The sequence below is a fragment of the Plantibacter sp. CFBP 8804 genome (genome assembly GCF_014841225.1).
GTDB classification, from domain to species: Bacteria; Actinomycetota; Actinomycetes; order Actinomycetales; family Microbacteriaceae; genus Plantibacter; species Plantibacter auratus.
Genome location: NZ_JACYTU010000023.1, coordinates 16226 through 39661 on the forward strand (window position 1 = coordinate 16226; position 23436 = coordinate 39661).

A 23436-nucleotide genomic window follows, 5' to 3' on the forward strand; every position below is an offset into this window, starting at 1 on the left:
TTGAAGTGTCGGGGGACGCACTACATGGATTTACCGAGCACTGAGCAAGACACTGGGCGATCACGGATCATGAGTCTGGCCGCGACTTGGGGGCTGTTCGTCGCGTTCGCCGGATCCGCGTGGACAAATCTCCTCACCATCTGGGGATACGGCGTTGTCGCACTCGGCTCCGTCGTTCTGCTCGCCCTGCTGTCGCGCCGTTCAGGCCTCGCCTTCTCTCCGCGACGTCTGCCGTGGGGGCTGGCGTGTTATCTCGGCCTCGCTGTGGTGTCGATCATCTGGTCGGCCTACCGGGTCGGTACCGTGGTGACACTGCTGGGCCTGTTGATGTGCACGGCGGTCGGCATCTTCGTCGCGCGGCACCTGAGCTGGGCCGACGTGCTGACGGCAATCCAACGGGCGGCAGGCGGTGTCCTGGGGCTGTCGTTGCTGTTTGAGGTGTTCGTTTCCCTCGTGATCCGCCATCCCGTGCTGCCGTTCTTCACTGACTACGGTGACAAGGAACCGCCGCTGCTCGCGTACTGGTCAAGAGACGTTCTCCTCGAGGGAGGCCGGATCCAGGGGCTACCTGGGAATGCGAACTTGCTGGCATTCGTGGCGGCAGTCGCCCTGATCGTCAGTGCCGCACGCCTTGCGACGGCCACTCATCGGGCGGAGGCACTCGGAAGCGTCCTGCTAGCGCTCCTCTCGCTTTGGCTCACTCGCTCGTCCACGGTCCTCGTCGCTTTGATCGGGGTGGGGGTAATCCTCGCCGCGATCACCGTCTTCCTCGCGTTACGGCCTGGGCGGCCAAGACAGTTCGGGGCTGCCGCGATCCTGCTCATCACAGCGGGCGGGGTCGGCGCGGCGATCATCCACTGGCGGGTGATCCTCAGCGGGTTCGGGAAGAGTGCCGACCTCACTGGACGCACTGAAATCTGGGCAAAGGTCATCGAACGAATTGCAGAACGCCCGGTCCTTGGATGGGGGTTCTCAAGCCCCTGGGCCAGCTGGGAGCCTCAGTTCTCCGAGTTCGTCATCCGCAACGGCGTCCGCCAGCTCCAAGCGCACAACGCCTGGCTCGACGTGACCATGCAGCTCGGGCTGGTCGGTGCAGTCGTCTTCCTGGCCCTCATCACCCAGACCACTCACGGGACCCTGTCACTCCTCCCCCACCGAGTGACAAGGTCAACGTTCCGCACCTTCTTCGCGGCCGCCGCACCATTCTCACTGCTCCTGCTCCTGGTGCTGCAGAGCCTGACCGAGAGCCGCCCGCTCATCGAGTCGGGATGGGTGCTCCTGGTGATCCTCGCAATCAAGCCACGTGTGCCCGAAAGTCCGCCGGCGCGTGGACGTGCCGACGCGGAGGCGGCACGCCCACACACACTCAGCAGGCTGCGTAGCCGTTGGGCACGTACCAGTTGGTGACGTTGTTGATGATGGCGGCGCCAGGCTGAATCGTCCGACATGCCGTCGTGGAGCCACTCTGCAAGCCGGCGATCTTGAACTTGCCGTTGATGGGGTAGCTGCACTTGTTGCGCAGCGTCTGCGTGTAGGTGGGGTTCAATCCCCCACTCACGCGCGCATCGCTGTACGCGTAGCAGGACGCCGGGGCGGCGGACAACGGTGCGGCGTTTGCCGGCCCCGCGATACCGGCCATACCGACCACGACAGCCCCCAGAACGGCGAGACGAGCGAAACCAGTCTTGATCTTCATGTGTCTTTCCCTTGTTCGATGGCGATTAGTGCCGCGAACAAGGTAAATAGGGCGACATTTTCACATCCAGACACCGCATGAGCAAGTGAGAAAGTGAGTAACGATGGGAATGGGCGACCAAGAACTGTCGCAGCGAGCGATGTACCTCGAGGCAGCCAGACGCCTTGAAGATGAAATACTCCGTTCGAACTACCGCGACAATGAACGCCTGCCCTCTGCTCTCGATATTGCGTCGAGATTGCAGATCAATCAGGCCACGGCGGCACGCGCGCTTCAGAATCTCTGCGATACCCAGATCGCGTTCCGCCGGCGCGGGCTCGGTCACTTCGTCGTTCCAGGAGCCTCGGACCGCCTACATGAGACCAGAACGCGCCTGTTCGCTCGAGACTTCCTTCATCCGCTGCTCGCCGAAGCTCGTCTGCTCGGCTTCATCTGCGCACTCAGCGAAGGAGGGCCGGGTAAATCCGTTCCAGACGCATGTGTCGCTGGGCGACACCGCCCGGCATGCGTTGCCCTCGGAAACCTCGAGCAAGCCGCCACGTCCGTCTTTGAGTCTTGCAGCAGAAAACAGCCACGCGACGACCCGCCTTCGTAGAAACTGCAGATATCGGCTTTCTCAACGACCCACCTTGAAGCATCTCGCGTAGCTAATCGTTCGTTTCACTCATTGCTGGACTTGGAGTACCGCATGACCCGTTCAACCGCTTCCCTCGCCCTCACGATCCGCGCCACCGACTCCACCGGGCCGCTCCCCGTGGACGTCGCCGCCATCTCCGAGACCATCGCCGTCGCAATCCGAGACAGCTACAGCCCTGGCGGGGTCAACCTGCTCGGGTACGCCGACGTCGGCGCGCTCGTCGTCCAGCTCAGCATCAACGGCGTCGAGTACGACGACGCGGGTATCCCCATCGCTGCACCAGCCCCAGAGACGCGCGAGGCGGTCACACCGACACCAGAGCCGTGCGGACGCTGCTGCGGCTCAGGATCGTTCGCCTACGGCCCGTGGGGCGTGAATCCGCCCAAGCGGACGTGCGAGGAGTGCGGAGGCTCGGGCATCGCCCCGAGCCTCCAGCACGACACCTGGAGTTGGAAATGCACTGTACCTACCGAAGATCGGCCGAATGGCGACGCCCGCGGCGCGCACGCCGTCTGCCCTGTCTGCGAGCCGAACCCGACATCGAGCTCGAGCGAGATCCCGACGCCCGAGCCCCGCCTGTAGCGCCCCATGGACTCCGGCGAGCGCCTGCACCGTTCGCGAACTTACGCTCGCCGAGCCCACCGTCCGTCGATTACGACAGAGCATCCGTACCAGGTGCCACACAACCGGACCTAGCCGCTTGCAGTGTCAGGTGGCTCAGGAGCGCACGGTCACGTATCCGGCGGTCAACATGCCATCGCGCGCTGCTTGCTTCAGGTCATAAGCGCCTGTGTTTGGGTTGATTTGAAGCCCAACGCCGGCGATAACCAAGATCCGGCCGTATTGACCCGCTGCCTTCCGGAATGGGACGTCCACTGCCTTGTCGGTGCTTCCGATTTTCGCGCGGGCCCATTCAAAGATCGCACCATTGACGGACACCCTCAAGATGCCCTTATCGGCGGCGGTAAGGTCCCACCAGGCTGATCTCTCATGGACATTTGGCGCACTATCGATGATTTCAGCAAGGTCAGGCGAACCCATCAGCGCGAACCCCGTAGTCAGCAGCTCTGGCATGAGCAAATTGACAGAGTCGGAGCCACTCAGCAACACAGGCGCGTTAAATATATCTATCACGAACACTGGAATTTGGATCTGCTCGCCGTTTTTCGGCAGTTGGTACGTGACCGTCGACCATGCGTGGTTATTGTCCATCACTGACACGAACATTGTTCCCCCGATTCTGGGACCGACCCCCGGTCCCTCCCCGCACTCTATCGATGGCGGTTGCCCGGGCTACTCAGACCGGGCCGCTGTCCTCTGCGCGCTCGAGGAGGATGTCGTAGATCTCGGGCCGGTAGCGGTCTCTCACGCGGTGCTTGGTGCCCTGTCGGATCTCTGTGACGAGCTTCGAGACGGTGGCGGCGTGCCGGAAGGATCCGCCGACGGCGAAGTATGCGCGGGTCCACAGTTCGGGGTCGACGGGGTGCCCGTGTTCGGCGAGCGCTCGGACGAGCTGCACGATGGCGGCCTTGCCGTTGCCGGAGGACAGCCCGTTGTAGTCCTCGCCCTTGATGGACCGTGCCGCCTCGAGGAGGACCGGAGCGGCCGCCTCGACGGCGGTGCCGGTGTGGAGGTTGGTGGCCTGCATCGCGTCGAGCCAGACGCGGATCGGGTAGCTGTGGTGGTGGACCATCACGAAGACCCGGCCGAGCAGCTGCTCGCGGACGAGGCGGGCGATCAGGTCGCAGTCCGACTCGTCGAACGGGCGGAGCACGATGACCGGTTCGGGCAGCGCCACCTCCTCGCGGAAGAGTTCGTGGAGCCTCTGGATCTCGACGACCGCCTGGTCGGTGGGGGCCGGAGCGATGGAGTCGACGACCTCGCGGTCGAGGCTGCCTGGGTAGCCCTTCATGCTCGGCGTGGCGGCGACGAACGGGGGCTTGCCCAGCCACTCGCTGATGCGGGTTCCCTGGGCTTCCATCGCGGTGCCTTCCTGGCCCCAGTCCGACAGCGTCATGTAGGCGAGTTCGGTCATGCGATGTCGTCCACGCTCGGAGCGACCACGTGTGCGAGGACCGTCCGGCGCACCCTCAACCAGCGCCAGAACACGAACCCCGCCGGGAGGAGCAGGAGGCAGCCCAGGAGCACCTGGCCCAGGAGCGCCGTGATGACGTACGCCAGGAGCACCATGCCGACGCTCATGAAGAGCAGCGTCCAGTCCATCCGGGCCTCCGAGCGGTGCTCTTCGGGTGTGACGATGAGCGCTGGCCGCCACGCGAGAGGGAAGAAGATTTCGCCCCCGGACGCCTTCCAGAGGCCGCCGTCAGCGGTCTGGAAGATGGTGCCTGGCTTGACGTCGGCGATGGGCGGAAGCTCCGCCGGGAGCTGATTCGTTGGGCGGTACCCACCGGACACGATGTGCCCCTGCGGGGCGGCCTCGTCGCGCTCTGGGTGGTCCGCCTGTTCGCGCTTGCTCTGGCCGTCGTTCATGTCGACTCTCCCCACTGCCGTCCGGTGGGATCCTCCGCCCGTGCTTCCTGGACGAGATCTCCCCGTAGCCCTCACCCTCCCGAGCGCTACTGCCGACACCGTATCGCGGCACACTGACGCCGTCTCGGCCGAGGACGTCGAGCAGGTTGCGTCACACTTCACACGCGTATATAGTTATAAACGTCAGATTTACACGTCGCAGGGAGCCAGACATGCCGAACCTTCACCCGTACGAGCACACCACCGTCACCCAGAACAAGGCCCACCGCGCCGACCTCACCTGGGCGAAGGTCGGCCGCTCCGAGTACCTTCGCTCCGACGGTGTCACCATCCGCAAGTCCACCCACACCAGCTCCGCCTGGTGGGAGATCTTCCTCCCCAGCGGTGAGCGCGCCCAGCTGACCATCGACGGCACCTCCTACGCCTCCCCCGCCGCCGGTCCGTCACTGACGATCGCGAAGAGCTGGGCCGAGGCCATCACCGCCGACACCCCGGCATTCGTCCCACCCCGCCGCACGCGCTGAACCGCGGCGAGCGCCCGACCAGCCGGGGCGCTCGCCGGATTCCCCAACCTGGGCCATGTGATGGCCCTCCTCGACGCCGGTGAGCGTCCCTGCCCCCCATGGGGCCGCTCACCGGTCCTAACCCCGCAGACGGCGCCCTGCGCCCGCTGAGTGGCATTTCCCGCCCCACCCGACCAACCCTCACGCTTCGACGATTGGACACTCCATGACCACCACCATCACGCCCGCAACCACGGGGCCGGCGATCGACGAGGATCTCCCGCGCGCGATCGTCAGCAGCCCGGCGCTCGCGACCCCGATCGTGCTCGACACGGCGGACACCTCCGGTGCCGCTCAGGTCGTGGAGCACGACGCAGCGGAAGCGCTCCTGAACGCCTGGAGCGATCACCAGGGGCGCGTCGCGCCGGAAGCGATGTCCACCTGGTCGTGGTTCGAGCACGTCGACGCGTTCATCCTCGGGTGGGTTGAAGGTGGTGAGATCCGGCAAGACAAGTGGCTCGCCAGCGGTGACGGGTTCCACCTCGCCGACTGCCCGCTGTCGATCTCCGTCAACACGATCCTGTGAGTGCCGCCTCGCACCCCGCCTCGCACGTGACGCGGCACGATGACGAGCCAGAGCTCGACACGCTCGAGCGCGCCGTCTGGCGAGCGGATCATGTGGTCGGCCTGATCGCCGACGACGTCGCGACTCGTCTCGCCGACGTCCTCGCCGATCTGCGCCACTGGGCGAGCGCTCGCGGTGTCGACTTCGACGAGAGCGTCGATGCTTCACACGTCGCAGCGTCCGGGGATCTCGACGACTGGCTGATGATGTCGGCCTGCCTGGACACCCCGGACGGGGAGCACCTGGTCTCGCACGGCTCCTGCGACGTCTGCGGGCGGAAGAATCTGGCCTGATCCCACTTCTCAGCCGATGTGCGACAGGCAGGCCAGCGACGACACCGCTCCGCCTGCTTTTCTATCCCAGCTCTCGGGCCAGACCCTCGAGCAACTCTCGCGCGCTCAGCTGGGCGAGGAGACTGTCCTCCACCGAAAGGACGCCAAGGCTCGCTCGAAAAGAATCCATACGCGCGGCTTCATCGACCGACTCAACTGGTGGCTGGGGTAGCTCCTTGATCGATTCCGCAGCTGCCAGAAATGCCCCGGGAGGACAGCCGTACCGCGACCAAGCCTCGGCCAGCTTGAGCCGGATCGCGTCAACGCCGTAGCCCATCTCAACGAGCGAAACCGCCTCTGCAGCGAGTCCTTCGACAATCACGGGACTATCTCTCTCCTCCATCCCGCCACCTTGGCACAGAGCCGGTGTGCCAAGTCCCTCCCCAACGTTGGGAGAGTTTCGCGATGCGGCGCGGGGGGAGGAGTCCGAGGCGATCAACAACATCAGGACGCAGATTGGGAGGAGCAACAAAGCGCACCCAACAAGCCTTCGAGCAGGAATAGCACGGCCACTTCTCTGCTGCGTACGATCCAGCTTCAGCTTGTGCTGGCTGAAGCGAGGCCATGCAATGAAGAACGCGAAGAGCGCAGCCAGAACGGCCGCTACGACGCCCACCCATGGCCTCAAAGCCGACAGCCCATTCGGAAGCTGCGCCAGAACCCACGAACCGGCCACAGGCATGGCAATCGCAAAGGGCACAAACAGGTCTGAGATCGCAAAGGGCGCGTCTTCGCGGGACCGAGCGAACACCACTGCCGCCAGAGACAGCAGTGCGGTCCCGATGGCCAGCATGAGCGTCATATTGTCCGCGAAACCATCGCGAGACTCCGGATCCATGGCTGGCGGAGATGGGAAGAGCACCGTCAACGCCAGGGCCGCTGAGGCCGCCACGAGAACTATCACCGCGATAACCAAGGACCCACGACGCGGGAAGATCCTTATCCCATCGCGACCCCCGGAGGAGCCTGCGATTCCCGTTTCCTGCTCTGTACCCGCGCTTGTCGCCACCATGCCCCCCGGAATTGGCTTCGTCTGACTGTAGGCCAGCCTCTCAATCGAATCGCCGCCAGCGTGCTGCAACCCAGCTCAAACAGAAGTATAGTTATGAACGTCAGATTTACCGATCAGAGGAGTAACCATGACCGAGTTCAACACCCACCCCGAGCCCGCCAGCACCGAGACCATCGGCACCGATGCCCTCGGCCAGGCCTGCGACATGTTCCTCGAATGGGACCGCAGCGTCTACGGCACGATGAACGTCGCCGAGGGAATGATCCTGTCCGACCTGTTGGCCAGCCTCGGCCGCCCCGACGTCGCCGAGCACATCGCCCGCAGCGTGTGGAAGGCCGAGGACGAGACCGAGGCCGACCCGCTGCCCTGGGCGAATGGCCACGGCAGCCGGAAGACCGACACCGACGTCACCTTCGAGGACCGGTTCGAGCGGATGGGCATGGAGCAGTTCCACTTCACCCCGCGCCCCAACCCGTTCGACCTCCCCGACGTCGTCGAGTTCTGGGCCGCACAGGGCGAGGAGGGTGCAGCGTGAGCGCCGCCGAGCTGCGCGAGCAGATCATCGAGCTGCGCGAGACGATCGGGTCCAACCCTCACCCCGATGACTTCGTCGGGGAGCGGGAGGATCTCGCCGCCCTCGAGGCGCAGTACCTGGCCGTCACGACCGAGAGCCAGCGGATGGCCGTCGACGGCGAGGGCGGCGGCATGTTCACCCCGCACGTCGACGGCGACGAGGTCTCCTTCACCACCCCCGAGGGTGACCGGTTGCCGTTCACGATCTGGGCCGGGTGGTCCTCGACGAGCGTCGGCCTGCCGCTCGTCACCGTGGACACCGAGGGCGATCTCGAATCGCCCGCAGGGCCGGTCCTGCGGATCTCGCTGAACGATGAGCCGATCTACGAGCCGGAGGCTGTGAGCGAGCCGTCTGCGGCCGCTGCGGGGCAGAATCGCGGCGAGGTCGCCTGGTGCCAGGCCGAGAACGCCTCGCGCGTCTTCGACGGCGAGCGCTGCACCTCCTGCGGCGCGGACTGGCAGACCGGCGAGGTTCCCCCGGCCGCGTGAGCGACGCCGGGGGCCGAGTTCACCTCACTCGGCCCCCGGCGGGCAGCAGCTCTCGCTTCGCTCAGACGGCGCAGCCGCACGCGCGAGCGCGAAGGTCGCCTCCTCGCTAGTCGCCGTGCTGGAAGTAGCCGTTCCAATAGCCGTTGTCGCTCGGTGCGCAATGCTGGATGTTCCTGATTCTGAACGCGGCGTCCTGCTTCTCCCGAATGGCGTTGGCGAGCTTGTATTCGCATTCGTCCTCGTTCATGACCTCGACGCTGTAGCCCGTCCAGGGAAACGCCTGCGCCGGTGCCGCCGCGACGATCCCGACGCCGCTTGTGCATGCGACGGCGAGCACGAGGGACATGATTCGATTTCTCATCTTCATTGCTACTCCTCCGATTGGTCGAACACCCGCACGCTACCGAGCGCCCAACCGCCGAGCTATGGGCAGCGCTCCCCCTACGTAGGACAGACGCGCTGACGTCGTCCCGGAGACCGCCGCAGCTGCCACGGTCTCCGGGCTCGCTCGCATCTTGCGATCAACCAGCTACACGGATATAATTATAAACGTCAGGTTTACTACTAGGTGAGGAGCAGCACATGGCAGCCGAAACGATCGAGGTCTTCGTCCCCGGGCAGGGCGCCGGCGAGGACACCCAGCACGACCCCGCCACCGGGAAGCCCTGGACGCGGGAGACCGCCGAGGCCGCCGTCCGGTGGGCCAGGCTCCACGGGATCGACGCCGAGATGAGCGTCGCCGACACCGCCGACTGAGGCACAGCCCGGGCCGGGGGTCAGCCTGCCTGATTCCCCGGCACCGGCGGGTTGCCGCCCGTCAGTGGAGCTTTCACCTCGCGCAAGACTTGTCGATCGCCTTCACAACGTCCCTGGGAGGGTCAGCTGGCCACGAACTGCCGCATGAATGCGATCGACCGGGAACTTGGGCGTACGGTCGGCGTAAAGCAGACCGTTCGTCTCCTGGCCCGTGTCCGTCAGCTGCGTGTAGCAGAAGCCGGCGAGCGGACCCGCCGATCCCACGGCGAGGAGGATGGAAGTCACCTGCGTCTCGAAGGCCTCCGGGTCGCGGGCGCTTGAGTACCCCCAATCACCCTCGGCTCCGGTCGCAAGGCTCACGCCCCCGAACTCGGTCAGCATCACGGGAGACGCAGTGCATGAGCCCATGCCGTCCACCGACATCCGCCGACCCGCCGGACCGAATCCTCGGAACATCCGCTGCAGGCTCTCGGCGTTGCCGTAGCGGTCGGCGAGTGTGTCGGCATCGGGCTCATAGTCGTGGACGGTCCAGATGTCAGAGTCGGTGTGTTCCCAGCCGTCGTTTGAAATCACCGGACGCGTACCATCGAGCGCTCGCGTCAGATCGGAGATGGATCGGCTGAAGGCCTGCTGGCGTGGGTCGTGCGAGATGTGCTGCACACCCCAGCTCTCGTTGAGCGGGACCCAGGCGACGATCGACGGATGGGATCGATCGCGATCCAGCACGGCCGTCCACTCTGCCACCAGGGAGTTCATCGCTCGCGGATCGAACGCGTAGGCGCTGGCAGTCTCACCCCACAGCATCAGCCCTAGTCGATCGGCCCAGTGTAGGAAGCGAGGGTCCTCAACCTTCTGATGTATCCGGGCCGCGTTGAAACCAAGCTCGAGGATTAGCTCGACCTCACGCCGCAGCATGTCCGCGGTGGCGGCGAGATGTGTCTCGGGCCAATAGTTCTGCGCGAGCACCGACCTCAGGTAGATCGGCCGATCGTTGAGCAACAGCGCTTCAGACGAAGTGGCGACACTTCTCAGCCCGAGGTAGCTCGACACGGCATCGCGCGCGGAGGTGCTCGTTCCCGGCGACGTAACTGAGATGTCTGCTCTGATCAGAGTCGGGTGCGAGGGACTCCACAGCAATTCCTCATACTGCTGTCCGTTCAGTTGCCGCGGGAGGACAACCCGCACCGGCACCATCCGTTCGCCAAGGATCTGCACTGTCGCGGCACCGATGGTCTCACCCAAGTGGATGAGCTTGACGCTCACCGAGTCGTCGATCCCGACTGGACCGACGAGCTCGACATCGGCTTCCACCGTCGATGTAGTAAGGTCTGACCGCCAACTCACCGATGCAATCGACACCAGGGGCACGCACTCGAGCCAAACCGGCTGCCAGATACCGGTGGTGCGGTGGTACCAGATCGCGTGAGGTTCTTCACGCCAGTCCTGTTTGCCGCGCAGGACCGAGACGTCGCTCGGGCGGTCGACTGCGCGAACGACAACCGTATGCTTGCCATCGGCGCCGTTCGTGCCCAGCACGACGTGCGTAATGTCGGCGCTGAAGGGCGTCTGACCGCCCTCGTGGGTCGCTACGAGTTGCCCGTTCACCCACACGCTCGCGTCGTGGTCGACCGCGCCGAAGTGCAGCATTATCCGCGCAGAAGGGTCTGCCCCCGCTCCCGGCAGCCCGGCGGCAGTCAACTCCTCCGCGCCGAACGTGCGTCGATACCACGCCCCCGTGTGGAATCCGGTCTCGTGGATGCCCGAAGCCGGCGACTCGGGAGGAAAGGGCACCTGGATCGATTGCGAGAACGGTACTTCGTCGTGTGAGTACGCCAGATCATCGTCCCAGGCGAAGTCCCACGTGCCCGAGAGGTCCTGCCAGTGGGGGCGCATCAGTTGGGGCCTAGGGTAGGTGCCGTTCTGGGTGGTGGGATCGGGTAGCGCCGAGGTCGGTTCGGCGGTGATGAATGATGAGGTCATTGTCTGGATCATCCTTTGCTGGGGCGTTACGCGATGGTGAAGCCGATGGGGTGCATTCCACCGACGGTGTGGCTAAGTGCAGTTAGACGCTCGCCAATGGGAACTTCGCGTGTGCACTCACACCTCCACGAGTCGGCCTTGAGAGGTTCCGCGGGCGAAAGCTGCCAACTTCAGATAGAAGTCATCAAACATCAGTCGCACATCCACGCTGTGATAGAGACGCATGAGGCGCGCCTCACCCGACGCGTCGCCGTATTCGCCCGTTTGGCTGAGGCTTGGAGTAGGAATTTCGGTATAGACACTCGACGAGCTATCCGGCTGGAATGCCGACTGGAGCGCCGTCAGCAACACGAGCGGGCTGTCACCCAGCACATAAGTCTCCCCCAAATTCAGCCCTTCACGCAGATACTGGCCCTTCACCAGCTCATCGATAGAATTGGCCAGGAACGCTCCCACCGGCCCCATAGGACGAACCCGTGCGTCTAATTCGGCCTGAGAAACGATGCACTGACGATATACGTCACGCGGGATCTGCCAGATCGGGATGGGAAAGTGGTTGAAGACGACTTGTGCAGCGATAGGGTCGATATTGAGGTTGTACTCAATTCCTCCTCCTCCCGGTGGAAGCATCGTTGTGCCTGAATGCTCGGCCCCACCGATCCATACGAGCGTCGTTCGCTCGGCGATTCTAGGCTCAATCAATAGCGCGCTTGCGATCTCCGTGAGACCCGCACCGGCTGCGATATAGAGCGGCAGATCCGTGTCCTCACGCATCGCCTCGGAGACGATGGCGCGCGCTGCCGACGAATGGATCGGTTCCTCCAATGAGGTCAAACCGACTTCCGATCCTCGGACCAGCGGTACCTGATCCGACATGCCCAGAAGGTCGACAATGTGCGCTGCGATTCGGACGGCATTTGAGGCCTGAGTGGAGGAGCCGTCGAGGAAGTCGTCGACGCTGAGGTGGGAGCCGATGACGAACGGGACTGTCACCGAAGGCGAGAGAAGGTGATGGACAAGTTGAAAGTGATCGTCGGGATCACCCGAAAAGTCGTTGTCAATGATGACGCGCATGCGTGGGCTGATCAAGAGGGAGTCCTTTGAATATGGAAATCGGGTCGAGCGGATGAGGGATGGATTGTGTGACTAGCGCCGACTAGCCCTTGACCGCTCCACTGAACGCGCCGTTTACGAAGTAGCGTTGGAACATTAGATATACGAGCAGAACAGGCAGCACAGAAAGAACGATGTAGGCGTTCATTGCGCCGTAATCGGCCCCGTGCTCGTGTTGGAAGCTTGTGATCCCCAATGGGACTGTGAACTGATCGTGAGTCTGAAGTAGTGCAAGGGCCATCGGATACTCATTCCAAGTCCCGACGAAGTCCAGGATGAAGAGCGCGGCCAGCGCCGGCTTCGCGAGTGGGACCACAATCTGCCAGAACAGTCGCCAGCTCGAAGCGCCATCCAGGATCGCCGCCTCATCGAGTTCGCGTGGGACGCTTCTGAAAAAGCCGTACAGGATGAAGACCTGGAATGAGATTCCGAAAGCCAGATAGGGCAATAGGACCCCGACCTTGGTGTTGAGCAAGTCGAACTGCAGCATCATCGAGAACAAGGGTCCAAGTGCGACTTGCACGGGAACGAGAGCCCCCATTGCGATGATGCCGAGGATGATGCGATGCCAGCGCACCTTCAGCCTCGCGAGAGCGAATGCGCACAGCGCCGCGATGAAGATCCCGAGTGGCACCTTTACGAGGGCGATCAGAGCGCTGTTCAGTCCTAGTGTCCAAATATCGCCCGTCTCTGCGGCGCGGGCATAGTTTTGGAACTGCCAGACGCCGGGCAGGGTCCATGGCAAATTTGTCACGATCTCGGATTGGGTTTTCAGGCTCGATAGGAGAATGAAGACGAACGGCATCAGCCACATAAATGACACGATCACCAAAGCAATCCAGAGCCCGACGCTGATCCAATCCACGCGCCGGCCGCGTCGGCGGCTGCTTCGCGAAAGCTTCCGTTCTGGTTCCATGTTTGCCGTCATTCTTCGTTCCGCGTGCGCCGTCGTTGTTGGTTCAGTGTGTGCGGTCATTCTTCGTCCCCTCGCAAAGACCAGATGAGATAAGGGATGACGAGTACCATGCTGATCAAGAAGAGAACCGTCGCGATGGCGTTGCCGACCCCAAAGAGATGGTTGCCGAAAGACTGCGTATAGGACCAAAGGGCCAGAACTTGCGTCGACTGCACCGGCCCTCCCCGAGTCATGCCCACGATGAGATCGAACACCTTCAATGATCCGATCAGCGTCAGGACGATCACCACAATCGTCGTTGGCCGCAGCGCCGGCCAGGTGACGGCACGGAATATTCGGATGGGCCCAGCACCGTCCACTCGCGCGGCCTCGATGAGTTCAGCTGGAACATTCTGCAAGCCGGCCAAGTAGAGGATGAGGCTGAAGCCCACGCCTTGCCACACCGACGCGATGAACACTGCGTAAAGCGCCAGCTGTTGATTGCCTAGCCAGTCTTGGGCCAACGATCCAAGGCCGATGTGGCGAAGTACCTGGTTCACCAGGCCGGAGTTCGGGTTGTACACCCACACCCAGATGCTCGCCGCGGCAATCGACGCGACGACACCGGGAATGTAGATGGCGGATCGGAAGACGTTGCGTCCAAACATCCGGCGGTTCAGCGCCAGGGCCAAGAGCAAGCCGAGTGCGGTGGGTACAAGCAGGGAGAGAATCAGCCAGATGACTGTATTGCGAAAGGCGGGCCAGAAGACCGGGTCCTGGGTGAAGATGCGTGCGTAATTGCTGATGCCAGCGAACTCCGGTTCGCTCGAAATGAAGCCGTTCCAGCGAAAAAAGCTCATCACGACAGTACTGATCATGGGGTACACCAGGAACCCGCCGAACAGGACCAGCGCAGGAATCAAGTACAGGTAGTTGGACCGGGGGCCCAGCCTCGAGGGCCGACGGCTGGTCCGCCGACCCTCAAAGGTGGTTGTAGCAGAGAACATTCGTGTCAGCCGTTCACGCGGTTGTCGATGAACGTTTGCATCAGATTGCCCGCTTCCTCTACCGGGATGCTTCCGGTCGCGACGCCGTTCTGAATCCGCCAGTACTCCGTCGTGACATCAAGTGGAAGCGTCTGATCGTTGTTCTGGAATTGTCCAGTGGCCGCAAGTGCCACGTCTGCAAAGGCCGGGAAAAGTCCAGCTCCGGCCTCCGGGTCAGGCTCGGTCGCTTCCACTGTGACGGGGACCGCCGGTGCTGGGCCCTCAGTGGGCCGCTCCGGATCCGTGAGGAAATCCAGGAAGAGCGCGGCCTCATCGGGATGTTCGGACGTAGCCGAAACGTAGTTAGCAGTTTGCAGGCCGTAAATCCGACCGGTACCTGTTGGGAACGCAAACACGCCCAAGTCAGACTTCGGTTCGAAGCCGGCTTCCTCGAGCGCGCCTGCAAACCAGTCACCCTCGAGCGCCATCGCGGCCTGGCCGTCGAAGAAATGCTGCTGACCCTGGACTTCTGTGGCGCTGACCCAATCAGGATTGAAGTATTTGTCGGCCCAGAGCTTGAGCGCACCGAATGCGTCGTCCACGCAGGGCTCCTTCGCCCAGTTCGCTTCGAGGCTTGTCAGTTCGTCGTTCAACTCCGCACCGCACTTTGTCTCCAACAGATTGTCAAGGAGGCGCATGACGTACCAGTTGACCGCGCCGCCGAACTCAATCGGAATGTAGCCCGCCGCGTCGATCTTTTCGGCCGCTTCAACGAGCTCTTCATACGTCGTAGGTACTGCGGTGACTCCTGCAGCATCGAAGATGGCCTTGTTGTAGACGATCGCTTCGACATTTGCCGTGTTGGGGACTCCTTGATAGCCCCCGTATTGCGTGACGGAGGCGAGCGCACTCGCGGTGAATCGCTTGTCCCACTCGTACTTTTCGTAGTACTCGGTGAGATCGAGGGTCGCGCCCTGCTCCACATAGGTTCCACCCAAACCAAGCCCGGACCATTGGAAGAAGATGTCCGGCGCTGCTGGGGTACCGACGACCTGACGGAGCGATTCCTTCATGTTCTCGGTGACCTTCCCAGTGAACTCGACCTTAATTCCCGGGTTTTCCTTCTCGAAGTCGGCGATCGCCGCGTCCATCTCCGCCTGACCTTCCTCGTCCGGAGTGATGGCCCAGAACTGGAGCGTGACGGAATCGTCGTTCGGGCTTGCTGAACAGCCGGTGGCGGCCAGCGCGAGCGTTACGGTCGTTGCTGCCGCGGCAACTAGACCTCGTCGTAAAGCCATTGTGCATCTCCCTTGATGATCGTTTTTGGCGCCGCCATGTCCTTCTGCTATGAGCGGCGGAGGCCAACGTATCAAGGACGGCTCCGATTTTCAACGTTTTTATTCAACGTTTTCCTCAGCGTTTCTCTTCGCTCGCTCGGGGTGATACCGTTCACGGGGAGGGCGCGGTGAGACCCACACTTCACGACGTCGCCAGACTTGCTGGCGTGTCGTACCGGACCGTTTCTAACGTCGTCAACGACCGTCCGCATGTTCGCGACGCCACCCGCGTCAGGGTGAACGAGGCAATTGCGAGTGTGGGCTATCGGCCAAGCTATGCGGGCCGTTCGCTCAGGTCAGGCCGTACTGGGATCATTCGGCTTGCCGTTCCAGAGCTGGGGCACCCCTACTTTGCCGGATTCGCATCGCGAGTGATTGAGGCGGCAAACAGTCGTGGACTCGTCGTTCTCACGGAGCAGCATGGCGCCGATCGAAAGCGCGAACTCCAAACACTCCTGGGGACGGGCCGGCAGTCGACTGACGGACTGCTGATGAGCCCGGCGTCGTTACTCTCTAGCGACGTGGAGCGGCTTTCGCCGAAATCAGCTGTGGTCATTTTGGGCCAGGAGTGGTCCCCAGGGCATGTGGACCAAGTTGTCATGGATGATCGGGGCGGAGCGATGAAGGCGACAAACCATCTCTTGACACTCGGGCACGAGCGGATCGCGGTCCTCGGAGGTGAGTCACTCATCTACGTGCGCGCAGCGAATCTTCGTCTGGCTGGATACCGAGAGGCCCTTGAACAGCACGGTCACCGTGTGGATCCGGCGCTCGTTGTGCCAGCAGCGATGTGGCACCGACCAGATGGTGCCGAAGCGATCGCACGACTGCTCGCCGCAGGCCAACGCTTCTCCGCCGTCTTCGCGCTGAACGACACGCTGGCTCTGGGCGCGATGCACGAGCTTCAGCGCCGCGGACTGCGCGTTCCACAAGACGTGGCCGTCGTCGGGTTCGACAACGTCGCTGAGGGCCTGTACTCCAATCCTTCACTTTCCACGGTCGACCCCGACTGGCGATCAATCGCTCACCTGGCAGTCGACACGCTCATCTCGCGAATAGAGTCCCCAGACTCCAGCCACACCACCACGCATGTCACCGCGTCGCTCGTTCAGCGCGCCTCCACCGAGCCGGTTGAGTCCCTCATGACGATCCGGAATGATGTCTCAAGTCGCTGAATCGGCGCGTGTGGGTCCTCGATCCTTCGGATTAGAGCGTCAACGGCGAAGGACGCCTGCTGGCGAGCCCCTCCATCTACTGAAGACAATTGCGGCCAGTGATAGCGTCCCTCTTCCACATCGTCCCAGCCGAGCACGGACACATCCTGAGGAACCCTTAGGCCTCGTCGCCGAAGCCCTCTCATAGCCCCTATGGCGAGTGAATCATTCAGCGCAAATACTGCGGTGATGTCAGGGTGTCGGTCGAGAAGGGATACCGCGCCGGCCTCACCTTCGTCGCGGTTTCCCAAGGTCGCACGCTGCAGCAAACTACCCTCGAACGGAACCGAGTGCTCAGTCAAGGCTTGCCGATATCCCTCGACGCGCGATGATCCCGCATGATCGGGTGCTGGCGCGCCAGCACCCAGGATCGCAATCCTGCGGTGTCCGAGACTCAGCAGTTCGCGCGTCGCCACCCGAGCAGCTTCTCGATCCTGTTCTGTCACATGATCCACCTCGGCGGTCCCTAGATCCTCTCGAAGCATCACCGTGGGCCCCGCAGCCCGCATCAATGGGACATCATCCTCAGTGATGGCCACTGGAAAGATGATCAATCCATCCGTCATTGCCCGTCGAACTCCGTGCGCAGCCTCAAGTTCACGCTGACGCTCACGGTTCGTTTGAACCGTTATCACTTCGAACCCTCGCTGCGACGCAGCGTCAATCACATCATCCGCAAGCGTCGCAAAGTACGCCTCATCCAGTTCAGGTATGACCAGACTGATGAGACCCGTGCGGCTCCCTCTCAGAGAACGAGCGGCTCGATTCGGATGATAGTCAAGCACTCGGGCAACTGAACGAACTTTTGCGACCGTTGCGGCTGCAACCTTCGGGACTTCGTTCATCACATTTGAGGCGGTCGAGATAGACACGCCTGAGAGGCGAGCAACATCGCGCAGGGTGGCGGGCAAAACACTTCTCCTGTTCGCAGAGGTTCGCCCAATCTACTCGTGCGCGCGCACAGCCGCTGACCTGAATCGCCCCGGGCCCCGGTGAGGGAGGTGTGGGAGCGAGCAATACGGCTCGTGCAGGAAGCGCGAAAGGAAAACCCCCGAGCTGTCTGTGCACCAGGCAGTAATCCGGATCAGGCAGCGTCGGGGTGAATCATGGCAGGCTGCGTGGGTGGGTCAAGCAAGCACACCCGCGCATGACCGGCAACCTGCACCGCATCACTGCGCTCGCCGCATTCGAGGGCGATGGTGGCGGACGTGAGGGCTGCGAGGAGGCGGTTGCGGTTCATGCCGCGGAGGCGCGTGGCGGGTTCGCTGGGCGGGTGCTCGCTGATGATGCAGCCGTGCCCGTCGAGGATCTGCTCCAGGACGGTCTCGTCGACGTCGGCTGCAGCTGAGCCGATCCCGCCGGGTAGGGCGATGATGAGGGGCCCGCCTGCGGCGAGCGCCGCGGTGGCGATGACCTGGTGGGTGCCGGCCCCGGTTCCGGTGCAGATCGCGTAGGAACGGGTGGCGAGACCGGCGGCGAAGTCGTTGGCGATCGCGCGCCCGTATCTCGTGGGCTCGTGTCCGCCGACGAGGGTGATGCGGTCGGCGGCGGCGAGGTGCTGGGGGTTGCCGCGCGCCCAGATGACGAATGGTGCGGCGTCGGTGAGGTCGTCGAGAGCGGTAGGCCAGGTGTCGTCGCCGGGGATCATGGTGACGGCGCCGGCAGCATCGGTGTGAGCGATGTCGGTGGCGATCAGCTGGGCGAGCTCGGCGTTGTCGGGGGGCGTCGAGGAGTTCCTGGGCAAGGGCGATCGCGCCGAGTCGTTCGAGGCGTTCGGCGAGGGCGGGATCGCCTGGGGTGTGACGGTAGGCGAGCGCGATGCGCGCCAGTCGCGCGGGGTCGTCACGGAGCGGATGGGACGGCGGGAGCAGTTGGATGAGCTGGTCGAGGGCAGGCTGAATGCGCATGATTCTCCAAGCGATAATGATAAATCTGACGTTTATCACTATACCCGCTTGGGGTTCTGGCGCAAGAGACATCCGACTCCGCCGGCACCGCCCGTCGACGACGGCTATCTCCTAGAGGTCGCCCAGATACCGCTCCATGTCGAACTCCTGCAGGGGCGCATCGCGGCGGACGTACAGCGGATGTCGGGGGTTCCCAAGCTTGGTCGGGAGGCCGAGGGACGCCCAGCCGCAACCTGCATCCGCAGTGAGCTGAGCGATGGGCCGGAGCAGGCTGGAGAGGTATGGGCGAGAGCCGATGAGATCACCCCAGCCTGCCAGGAGCGTATGCGGCTGGTCACCGAGAGCGGTGGCGATGTGCACCTCGTTCTCGGATCTCAGAGCTTCTCGGTGCTCGTGGGCGAGATCCCGCGGATCGGTTGCGATCTGTGGGTAGACGTTGAGCATCGTCCAGCTGTCGTAGCCGTTGTGGGCAGCGAATCTGCTCACACGTCTCACTGTGGGGTCGAGAGCGTTCGGTGCGGCCGTGCTGGGGTTGATGCCGAAGCAGATGAGCGGGTTCGACCCGACCGTTCCCAGAACGAAGCGGGCTGAGCCATCTGCAGATCGCTCGTACACCCATGGTTGCCGATCCAAACCGTTCTCCATTCGTCTACTGAGTTCCGGGTCAGCGCGGGAACAGTCGCGGTGCCTGCGCCTCGAGTAGCCACTCGTCGACGTCGGTGATGACGAGTGGGACACCGTCACGCTGGGGTGTGGTGAGGTCGGTGTACCAGTACAGGCGCCGAATGCCGCCGAGGGTGTGTTGCTGAGCAAGCTCGCGTGCCCGGTCGGCGGTGAAGATCCAGACGCGGTCGAGTTCTAAGTACGCGAACGCGAGCAGCTGCGCAGGAGTGCCGTGCGGGAAGTTCCAGCCGATGGCAGAGCGCCCACGCCCGCCGGCGGCCGTGCTGCGCTCGACGGTCTTGACCTGGATCGTGGTCGCAGACCCGGTGGCCGGCGCATAGGCGACGAGGTCGACCCCAGAGTCGGTTGTGAGCCGCGCACTGTCGATGCCCAACTTCAAGAGCTGGTACTGCACGAGGAGTTCGCCCGCAGCGCCGATGTGCTGGGTCGTGGTGTCTTTGGCTGCCATCACGGTGCCGATTATCCCGTCTCGACGGCGTGCCCCACCTGACGGCCGTGTGCCACGCTATGTCGGTGACCAACGCAGCTCGCCCCCTACCCGATCCGATACCTGCCGACTCGGGTTCTCGCTGGCACGCTCGCGTATGGGAGATCATCCATCCTCTGGCGCTCATAGGTGGCGCCGTCGGGATCGGGTACGTGTTCGTGCTGTTAGTAGCCGGTGTGGATCAGGTGGGCGTCGCTGACTGGGTCCAACGGTTCTTCATGAGTCCAGGCGTTGCGGGTCTGGCGGCGGTAGCTGCAGCAATCATCGGATTCATCGCCATCTCGCTACAGCTGCGTCACAACAAGCAGGTTGAGCGCGACGCGAGCTGGTGGAACACCTTCGAGTGGGTAGCTGAACGAGCTGTTCCCACCACTGGTGCGGGGGTGTTTCTCGATGATGCCGCCGTCGGCATGATGAGACTGCTGTTTGCGTCGACAGACGACGTGGTGCGCAAACGCCTTTGCTCCGCATTCCTGGACCGCCTGGACACCCTCGAATTGACGAGCGCTGCCACCGCCGATGCTGAGTCACCGTCAAGCTCGCCTGACACGCAGGAAGGCACGCCGTCTCGCCCACAGAAGTGGGTAAAGGTGGGAAACATCTTCGATACCGACGACATCCGCTCGGCACGATGGCGGGAGACGTTTGAGGATTACGCGAAACTGACTGGGTCCGGCTCGCTACGCTCGTTCGCCGTCGAGGCTCGGCTGTACGGGTTCCACGTTGTGGAGGCGCTAGAGCGCATCGCCGGCACAGACTTCGAAGTCGTCAGCGCTTCACCAGGCAACACCACTGTCTGGGTTCAGAATGCTGCAGGCGCTCGAATTCGTGTCATCGCGTCTGGCCCAACGCTCCTCCTCGCCGCCCATCAGGTACTTCTAGGCGCAGCCAGCGATAGCGAAGCTCCCGTACTGCTAGTTACGCAGACAGAGAAGCCCGACGGAGGCACCAAGGTGGCCAATCGCGCCTTCACCGTTCGCTGGAAAGACGAGTCTGACGACGCAGATCTCCGAAGCGGGGTCCTCGCCGCACTCGCCGAAGCGCGACCTCAAGAGGCCTGAGACCTTCTGCAGGGGCTCGCCGTCGTTTCAACAGTGCCGCATCATGGCGAAAGGATCACGGTGACGTCGCCCTGTGCGAGCAGGTAGCCGGCGGCGACGGCTCCGATCGTGAGCCAGAGCCGGACGTTGGCGCGGGCCTTCCAGTCACGGCCTGGTGGAGGCTCGGGAGCGGCGAGCCGGACTTCGATGGTCATGGGCGGCGGTGGTGTCTCTCGGTGTCGCGAGTTACGTTGGAACATGTTGCGTCTTCCTTCCAGGGTTGCGTGGCGAGTTGGGTCGTTCGGTGGGTGCCACCACCGAACGACCCGTCTGATTTCAGTCGTCAAGGAGCCGGGTGAACTCCTCGAAGCTGAGGAGACCGTTGGGTGGCGTCGCTCCGACGACGGGGCCTGCAGCAGCCCCGCCCTTCACAGCGCGCTGGAACGGTTTCCGGAGGGTGTAGCGGATCTCGTGTCGATAGCCGGGGCCGGTGAGCCAGTCTCGTTCTTTGCCCCGGAAGCTGCTGATGAGCTTGTACTTCCTGAGCTCCGAGATGCCCTTGCTCACGGTGTCGTCGCTGATCCCGTACCACTTGTGGACTTGGGTGAGCGGGAGGATGAACGGCGGCGTGAGGGTCATGCCGATCAGGAGGACGGCTCGCGCCGGCATGCTCAGTCGGCGGTGCCACTCATCTGTCCAGTAGGCGTAGGGCCAGCGGATGTAGCCAGTCGAGGGCATGGTGTACGGCTCGCGACTGCCGGACTCGTCGAGGGCTGTGATCTCCAGTCGGCGCTTGGATCGCTCTCGCGAGACGAGGTTGTGCGTCTCATCTAGGCGTCGGAACACTCGCGACACGGTCGGTCGATTCAGGTGAGCGTCGTCGATGGCGACCCCGAGCGCTCGCGCCCAGACTCCCGCTTCGCGCGCAGAGTTCCACGGTTCGCTGCTTGCCACCGCTCTAAAGAGGAGGTAGAGCTCCAGCCCCGCATCGTCATGCCGGCTCACGAACTTGGAGAGGGGACCAGGCTGGGGGTTCTTCTGGGTCCCGAGCTGTACGAAGGTGCGGCGAAGAGGCACGCTCTCGGTCGTACGCTTCGACGCTCGGAGAAGCTCCGCGATCGTCTCCGTCTGCCCGAAGGGGGGCGCGGTCGACTTCGCCTCCTGTGGATCCAATGGTTGGTTGCTCATAGTGATGATCATGACGCAAGGGCGAGCGGGTTGGGGCGATCCAGCCATTTGTCGGATGGCGTACTGACGGTGGGTAATAGAAGTACCGTCGCAGCTCAGTATCGGAGCACAGTGACGTAGCTCAGGTCACATTGCCATGAAGGTGACATTCCTGGGCAACGGGGACATGCTGGCGGCGTGTACCGGCCCTCTGGCTGGGCTGGAACTTTCTTCGGGTGGATCCAGCGGCTCCGCAACATCGGCGCCTCGGCAGTGCCACCCGACTTCTAGACGCGATTCAGGTGCGGCAGGTGAGTTCGACGTAGCTGCCCTTCGTACACGCCAGCTTCGTACCGCGTCGGCCGTTCTACCCACGCCACGGCGCACTCCCCGAGCCACTCCCGGATCTCGGACGCCTGCGCTGCAGTGATGCGCATTCGATTCGGATTCCCAGTCACTGCCGGCGGGATCGCGAAGAGGAGCTCGCAGACGTTGCGCCGCAGCGACGAACCGGCGAGCGACGTCCCGACGCCAAGATGTTTCGACCAGACGCGGCCGCGGAGGTTCGACGCGGTTCCGACGTAGCTGAGCGCGCCGTTGCGGCGCCAGAGGTACACGCCTGGGCCCTCGGGGACGTCTGCGCGCACCAGGCCTCTCACGGGGTGCTCCTGGGCTTGCAGGAGCTCTTGCCAGGCCTGGTCGAGCTGCGGATCCATGGTCCGAGCGTACTGAGCGAGCACCATGTTGCGTCATCCCTCACCTGTATGTATAGTTATAAACGTCAGATTTACTTTATAACGCAGGAAGAAGCACATGACACACGTCACCATCACTCACGCGAACGGCCGCCAGGTCGACCTCAACGCTACCGAGCACGAGGACTACAAGTGGCTGCTCGAATACGACGCCGTCGAGGTCGCCCTCAACGCATGGCTCCTGGACGACACGACGGGCTCGCGCGCGTGGACAGTGCCGGATGCCGAGGGAAGCATGATCGTCCTCGCGTTCATCGGAGCTGACCAGAAGATCGCGTTCGCGTTCTGGGACTCAGTCATCGACCGGGGGCACCACGGCTCGCTGTACGCCCTGTCAGACCTCACCTGGCACGTCGATGCGACTCGCACCGTCCAGTCCATCGCGTTCGACGTTGAAGGCACCATCGTGGCCCTCGACGGCGTGCAGCTCGACGGAGATCTCGGCGACCACTTCTTCACCGCCGAGCAGGCGATGCAACTCGCCATCGCTGCCGCGAATGCACAGGGGACGACCGTGCTGCAGGACTCGTCGGAGTCGCTGATCATCCCCACGGCTGCCGCAGCGGACGGAGCGACCGCGGGAACGTGGAGCCCGAGCGGCGAAGCCGAGGACGGCACGGCGATCTACAGCGACTTCAACACCCCGTTCAACCTGACGGCACTCCCCCCGGGCGAGTAGCGGCCTCGGGTCGGCCCGGCACACCCGGGTCGACCCGCCGGTCAGTTTCCCGCTGGATCTGTCCCAAATCCGCTCTCGG

General features: G+C 63.5%; 30 protein-coding genes. 12 read left to right on the forward strand and 18 right to left on the reverse strand.

Annotated elements, in window-relative coordinates:
• The first annotated feature begins 69 nt into the window (after positions 1-69).
• The gene (locus IFU11_RS18995; RefSeq protein WP_192019960.1) at positions 70-1407 is read left to right on the forward strand and encodes an O-antigen ligase family protein; all 1338 of its coding nucleotides are present in this window, start codon (positions 70-72) and stop codon (positions 1405-1407) included.
• On the opposite strand, the gene IFU11_RS19000 is transcribed toward IFU11_RS18995, so the two are convergent.
• Positions 1367-1696: a hypothetical protein gene (locus IFU11_RS19000; RefSeq protein WP_192019961.1), complete on the reverse strand. Its 330-nt coding sequence runs from the start codon at positions 1694-1696 to the stop codon at positions 1367-1369. The two genes, IFU11_RS18995 and IFU11_RS19000, sit on opposite strands and share 41 nt — an antisense overlap.
• 109 nt (positions 1697-1805) lie before the next feature.
• On the opposite strand from IFU11_RS19000, the gene IFU11_RS19005 reads away from it, so the two are divergent.
• Positions 1806-2291 (forward strand): GntR family transcriptional regulator, encoded by a 486-nt coding sequence (locus IFU11_RS19005; protein WP_192019962.1) that lies wholly within the window; start codon positions 1806-1808, stop codon positions 2289-2291.
• A 93-nt stretch (positions 2292-2384) separates the two neighbouring features.
• The gene (locus IFU11_RS19010) at positions 2385-2915 is read left to right on the forward strand and encodes a hypothetical protein (RefSeq protein ID WP_192019963.1); all 531 of its coding nucleotides are present in this window, start codon (positions 2385-2387) and stop codon (positions 2913-2915) included.
• 135 nt (positions 2916-3050) lie between these two features.
• Here IFU11_RS19010 and IFU11_RS19015 read toward each other — a convergent pair whose 3' ends face one another.
• The 3 genes from IFU11_RS19015 to IFU11_RS19025 all read right to left on the reverse strand — a co-directional run bounded on the left by IFU11_RS19015 (position 3051) and on the right by IFU11_RS19025 (position 4823).
• Positions 3051-3560, reverse strand: coding sequence for a hypothetical protein (locus IFU11_RS19015; RefSeq protein ID WP_192019964.1), 510 nt, complete (start codon positions 3558-3560; stop codon positions 3051-3053).
• A 70-nt stretch (positions 3561-3630) separates the two neighbouring features.
• Positions 3631-4368 carry a hypothetical protein gene (locus IFU11_RS19020; protein ID WP_192019965.1) on the reverse strand — a complete coding sequence of 246 codons (738 nt, stop codon included), beginning with the start codon at positions 4366-4368 and terminating at the stop codon, positions 3631-3633.
• Complete coding sequence (locus IFU11_RS19025) at positions 4365-4823, reverse strand: hypothetical protein (protein WP_192019966.1); 459 nt, start codon at positions 4821-4823, stop codon at positions 4365-4367. The genes IFU11_RS19020 and IFU11_RS19025 overlap by 4 nt, the downstream gene beginning before the upstream one ends.
• A 212-nt stretch (positions 4824-5035) precedes the next feature.
• On the opposite strand from IFU11_RS19025, the gene IFU11_RS19030 reads away from it, so the two are divergent.
• The 3 genes from IFU11_RS19030 to IFU11_RS19040 all read left to right on the forward strand — a co-directional run bounded on the left by IFU11_RS19030 (position 5036) and on the right by IFU11_RS19040 (position 6244).
• Complete coding sequence (locus tag IFU11_RS19030) at positions 5036-5347, forward strand: hypothetical protein (RefSeq protein WP_192019967.1); 312 nt, start codon at positions 5036-5038, stop codon at positions 5345-5347.
• Positions 5348-5552: 205 nt separating this feature from the next.
• On the forward strand, positions 5553-5912 hold the full coding sequence (locus IFU11_RS19035) for a hypothetical protein (protein ID WP_192019968.1): 360 nt from the start codon (positions 5553-5555) through the stop codon (positions 5910-5912).
• A complete protein-coding gene (locus IFU11_RS19040; RefSeq protein ID WP_192019969.1) occupies positions 5909-6244 on the forward strand; it encodes a hypothetical protein in 336 nt (111 codons plus the stop codon). The genes IFU11_RS19035 and IFU11_RS19040 overlap by 4 nt, the downstream gene beginning before the upstream one ends.
• 61 nt (positions 6245-6305) lie before the next feature.
• On the opposite strand, the gene IFU11_RS19045 is transcribed toward IFU11_RS19040, so the two are convergent.
• A complete protein-coding gene (locus IFU11_RS19045) occupies positions 6306-7364 on the reverse strand; it encodes a hypothetical protein (protein WP_192019970.1) in 1059 nt (352 codons plus the stop codon).
• 58 nt (positions 7365-7422) lie between these two features.
• On the opposite strand from IFU11_RS19045, the gene IFU11_RS19050 reads away from it, so the two are divergent.
• Positions 7423-7830 (forward strand): hypothetical protein, encoded by a 408-nt coding sequence (locus IFU11_RS19050; protein WP_192019971.1) that lies wholly within the window; start codon positions 7423-7425, stop codon positions 7828-7830.
• Complete coding sequence (locus IFU11_RS19055) at positions 7827-8357, forward strand: hypothetical protein (RefSeq protein WP_192019972.1); 531 nt, start codon at positions 7827-7829, stop codon at positions 8355-8357. The genes IFU11_RS19050 and IFU11_RS19055 overlap by 4 nt, the downstream gene beginning before the upstream one ends.
• A 106-nt stretch (positions 8358-8463) precedes the next feature.
• Here the strand turns inward: IFU11_RS19055 and IFU11_RS19060 are convergent, their stop codons facing one another.
• Positions 8464-8703 (reverse strand): hypothetical protein, encoded by a 240-nt coding sequence (locus IFU11_RS19060; protein WP_192019973.1) that lies wholly within the window; start codon positions 8701-8703, stop codon positions 8464-8466.
• 236 nt (positions 8704-8939) lie between these two features.
• On the opposite strand from IFU11_RS19060, the gene IFU11_RS19065 reads away from it, so the two are divergent.
• Positions 8940-9113, forward strand: a complete 174-nt coding sequence (locus IFU11_RS19065; RefSeq protein WP_192019974.1) for a hypothetical protein — start codon at positions 8940-8942, stop codon at positions 9111-9113.
• Between the two features lie 102 nt (positions 9114-9215).
• Here IFU11_RS19065 and IFU11_RS19070 read toward each other — a convergent pair whose 3' ends face one another.
• The 5 genes from IFU11_RS19070 to IFU11_RS19090 all read right to left on the reverse strand — a co-directional run bounded on the left by IFU11_RS19070 (position 9216) and on the right by IFU11_RS19090 (position 15385).
• On the reverse strand, positions 9216-11093 hold the full coding sequence (locus tag IFU11_RS19070) for a glycoside hydrolase family 2 protein (protein ID WP_192019975.1): 1878 nt from the start codon (positions 11091-11093) through the stop codon (positions 9216-9218).
• 117 nt (positions 11094-11210) lie between these two features.
• Positions 11211-12167 carry a nucleoside hydrolase gene (locus tag IFU11_RS19075; protein WP_199862381.1) on the reverse strand — a complete coding sequence of 319 codons (957 nt, stop codon included), beginning with the start codon at positions 12165-12167 and terminating at the stop codon, positions 11211-11213.
• Between the two features lie 82 nt (positions 12168-12249).
• Positions 12250-13071, reverse strand: a complete 822-nt coding sequence (locus IFU11_RS19080) for a carbohydrate ABC transporter permease (RefSeq protein WP_371742839.1) — start codon at positions 13069-13071, stop codon at positions 12250-12252.
• A 107-nt stretch (positions 13072-13178) separates the two neighbouring features.
• Positions 13179-13979, reverse strand: a complete 801-nt coding sequence (locus IFU11_RS19085; RefSeq protein ID WP_244631952.1) for a carbohydrate ABC transporter permease — start codon at positions 13977-13979, stop codon at positions 13179-13181.
• Between the two features lie 134 nt (positions 13980-14113).
• Positions 14114-15385, reverse strand: coding sequence for an ABC transporter substrate-binding protein (locus IFU11_RS19090; RefSeq protein ID WP_192019978.1), 1272 nt, complete (start codon positions 15383-15385; stop codon positions 14114-14116).
• 167 nt (positions 15386-15552) lie between these two features.
• Between IFU11_RS19090 and IFU11_RS19095 the strand changes: the two genes are divergently transcribed.
• Positions 15553-16599, forward strand: coding sequence for a LacI family DNA-binding transcriptional regulator (locus IFU11_RS19095; protein WP_199862382.1), 1047 nt, complete (start codon positions 15553-15555; stop codon positions 16597-16599).
• Here IFU11_RS19095 and IFU11_RS19100 read toward each other — a convergent pair.
• The 4 genes from IFU11_RS19100 to IFU11_RS19115 form a co-directional block, all read right to left on the reverse strand.
• Positions 16533-17549: a LacI family DNA-binding transcriptional regulator gene (locus IFU11_RS19100; protein ID WP_192019979.1), complete on the reverse strand. Its 1017-nt coding sequence runs from the start codon at positions 17547-17549 to the stop codon at positions 16533-16535. The genes IFU11_RS19095 and IFU11_RS19100 overlap by 67 nt on opposite strands.
• A 173-nt stretch (positions 17550-17722) precedes the next feature.
• Positions 17723-18484 (reverse strand): DNA-processing protein DprA, encoded by a 762-nt coding sequence (locus tag IFU11_RS19105; protein WP_192019980.1) that lies wholly within the window; start codon positions 18482-18484, stop codon positions 17723-17725.
• A gap of 172 nt (positions 18485-18656) precedes the next feature.
• Complete coding sequence (locus tag IFU11_RS19110) at positions 18657-19190, reverse strand: DUF1643 domain-containing protein (protein WP_244631954.1); 534 nt, start codon at positions 19188-19190, stop codon at positions 18657-18659.
• A 19-nt stretch (positions 19191-19209) separates the two neighbouring features.
• Entirely contained in the window at positions 19210-19677 is a 468-nt protein-coding gene (locus IFU11_RS19115; protein ID WP_192019982.1) for a hypothetical protein, read from the reverse strand.
• Positions 19678-19742: 65 nt separating this feature from the next.
• On the opposite strand from IFU11_RS19115, the gene IFU11_RS19120 reads away from it, so the two are divergent.
• Positions 19743-20777 (forward strand): hypothetical protein, encoded by a 1035-nt coding sequence (locus IFU11_RS19120; RefSeq protein WP_192019983.1) that lies wholly within the window; start codon positions 19743-19745, stop codon positions 20775-20777.
• Between the two features lie 41 nt (positions 20778-20818).
• Here the strand turns inward: IFU11_RS19120 and IFU11_RS19125 are convergent, their stop codons facing one another.
• The 3 genes from IFU11_RS19125 to IFU11_RS19135 form a co-directional block, all read right to left on the reverse strand.
• Positions 20819-20971 (reverse strand): hypothetical protein, encoded by a 153-nt coding sequence (locus IFU11_RS19125; protein ID WP_192019984.1) that lies wholly within the window; start codon positions 20969-20971, stop codon positions 20819-20821.
• A 121-nt stretch (positions 20972-21092) separates the two neighbouring features.
• Complete coding sequence (locus tag IFU11_RS20090; RefSeq protein WP_207185362.1) at positions 21093-21929, reverse strand: hypothetical protein; 837 nt, start codon at positions 21927-21929, stop codon at positions 21093-21095.
• A gap of 281 nt (positions 21930-22210) precedes the next feature.
• The gene (locus IFU11_RS19135) at positions 22211-22639 is read right to left on the reverse strand and encodes a GIY-YIG nuclease family protein (RefSeq protein ID WP_192019986.1); all 429 of its coding nucleotides are present in this window, start codon (positions 22637-22639) and stop codon (positions 22211-22213) included.
• Positions 22640-22736: 97 nt separating this feature from the next.
• Between IFU11_RS19135 and IFU11_RS19140 the strand changes: the two genes are divergently transcribed.
• Entirely contained in the window at positions 22737-23357 is a 621-nt protein-coding gene (locus tag IFU11_RS19140; protein ID WP_192019987.1) for a hypothetical protein, read from the forward strand.
• The last annotated feature ends 79 nt before the right edge of the window (positions 23358-23436 follow it).

Excerpts from the sequence above, each read along its gene's own strand:
- IFU11_RS19115 (WP_192019982.1), bottom strand. The coding sequence starts at position 19,677 with ATGGCAGCCAAAGACACCACGACCCAGCACATCGGCGCTGCGGGCGAA.
- IFU11_RS19070 (WP_192019975.1), bottom strand. The coding sequence starts at position 11,093 with ATGACCTCATCATTCATCACCGCCGAACCGACCTCGGCGCTACCCGAT.
- IFU11_RS19075 (WP_199862381.1), bottom strand. The coding sequence starts at position 12,167 with ATGCGCGTCATCATTGACAACGACTTTTCGGGTGATCCCGACGATCAC.
- IFU11_RS19135 (WP_192019986.1), bottom strand. The coding sequence starts at position 22,639 with ATGGATCCGCAGCTCGACCAGGCCTGGCAAGAGCTCCTGCAAGCCCAG.
- IFU11_RS19140 (WP_192019987.1), top strand. The coding sequence starts at position 22,737 with ATGACACACGTCACCATCACTCACGCGAACGGCCGCCAGGTCGACCTC.
- IFU11_RS19050 (WP_192019971.1), top strand. The coding sequence starts at position 7,423 with ATGACCGAGTTCAACACCCACCCCGAGCCCGCCAGCACCGAGACCATC.
- IFU11_RS19085 (WP_244631952.1), bottom strand. The coding sequence starts at position 13,979 with ATGATCAGTACTGTCGTGATGAGCTTTTTTCGCTGGAACGGCTTCATT.
- IFU11_RS19025 (WP_192019966.1), bottom strand. The coding sequence starts at position 4,823 with ATGAACGACGGCCAGAGCAAGCGCGAACAGGCGGACCACCCAGAGCGC.
- IFU11_RS19090 (WP_192019978.1), bottom strand. The coding sequence starts at position 15,385 with ATGGCTTTACGACGAGGTCTAGTTGCCGCGGCAGCAACGACCGTAACG.
- IFU11_RS19035 (WP_192019968.1), top strand. The coding sequence starts at position 5,553 with ATGACCACCACCATCACGCCCGCAACCACGGGGCCGGCGATCGACGAG.
- IFU11_RS19125 (WP_192019984.1), bottom strand. The coding sequence starts at position 20,971 with ATGACCATCGAAGTCCGGCTCGCCGCTCCCGAGCCTCCACCAGGCCGT.
- IFU11_RS18995 (WP_192019960.1), top strand. The coding sequence starts at position 70 with ATGAGTCTGGCCGCGACTTGGGGGCTGTTCGTCGCGTTCGCCGGATCC.
- IFU11_RS19065 (WP_192019974.1), top strand. The coding sequence starts at position 8,940 with ATGGCAGCCGAAACGATCGAGGTCTTCGTCCCCGGGCAGGGCGCCGGC.
- IFU11_RS19015 (WP_192019964.1), bottom strand. The coding sequence starts at position 3,560 with ATGTTCGTGTCAGTGATGGACAATAACCACGCATGGTCGACGGTCACG.
- IFU11_RS19005 (WP_192019962.1), top strand. The coding sequence starts at position 1,806 with ATGGGCGACCAAGAACTGTCGCAGCGAGCGATGTACCTCGAGGCAGCC.
- IFU11_RS19020 (WP_192019965.1), bottom strand. The coding sequence starts at position 4,368 with ATGACCGAACTCGCCTACATGACGCTGTCGGACTGGGGCCAGGAAGGC.
- IFU11_RS19060 (WP_192019973.1), bottom strand. The coding sequence starts at position 8,703 with ATGTCCCTCGTGCTCGCCGTCGCATGCACAAGCGGCGTCGGGATCGTC.
- IFU11_RS19030 (WP_192019967.1), top strand. The coding sequence starts at position 5,036 with ATGCCGAACCTTCACCCGTACGAGCACACCACCGTCACCCAGAACAAG.
- IFU11_RS19000 (WP_192019961.1), bottom strand. The coding sequence starts at position 1,696 with ATGAAGATCAAGACTGGTTTCGCTCGTCTCGCCGTTCTGGGGGCTGTC.
- IFU11_RS19110 (WP_244631954.1), bottom strand. The coding sequence starts at position 19,190 with ATGGAGAACGGTTTGGATCGGCAACCATGGGTGTACGAGCGATCTGCA.
- IFU11_RS19010 (WP_192019963.1), top strand. The coding sequence starts at position 2,385 with ATGACCCGTTCAACCGCTTCCCTCGCCCTCACGATCCGCGCCACCGAC.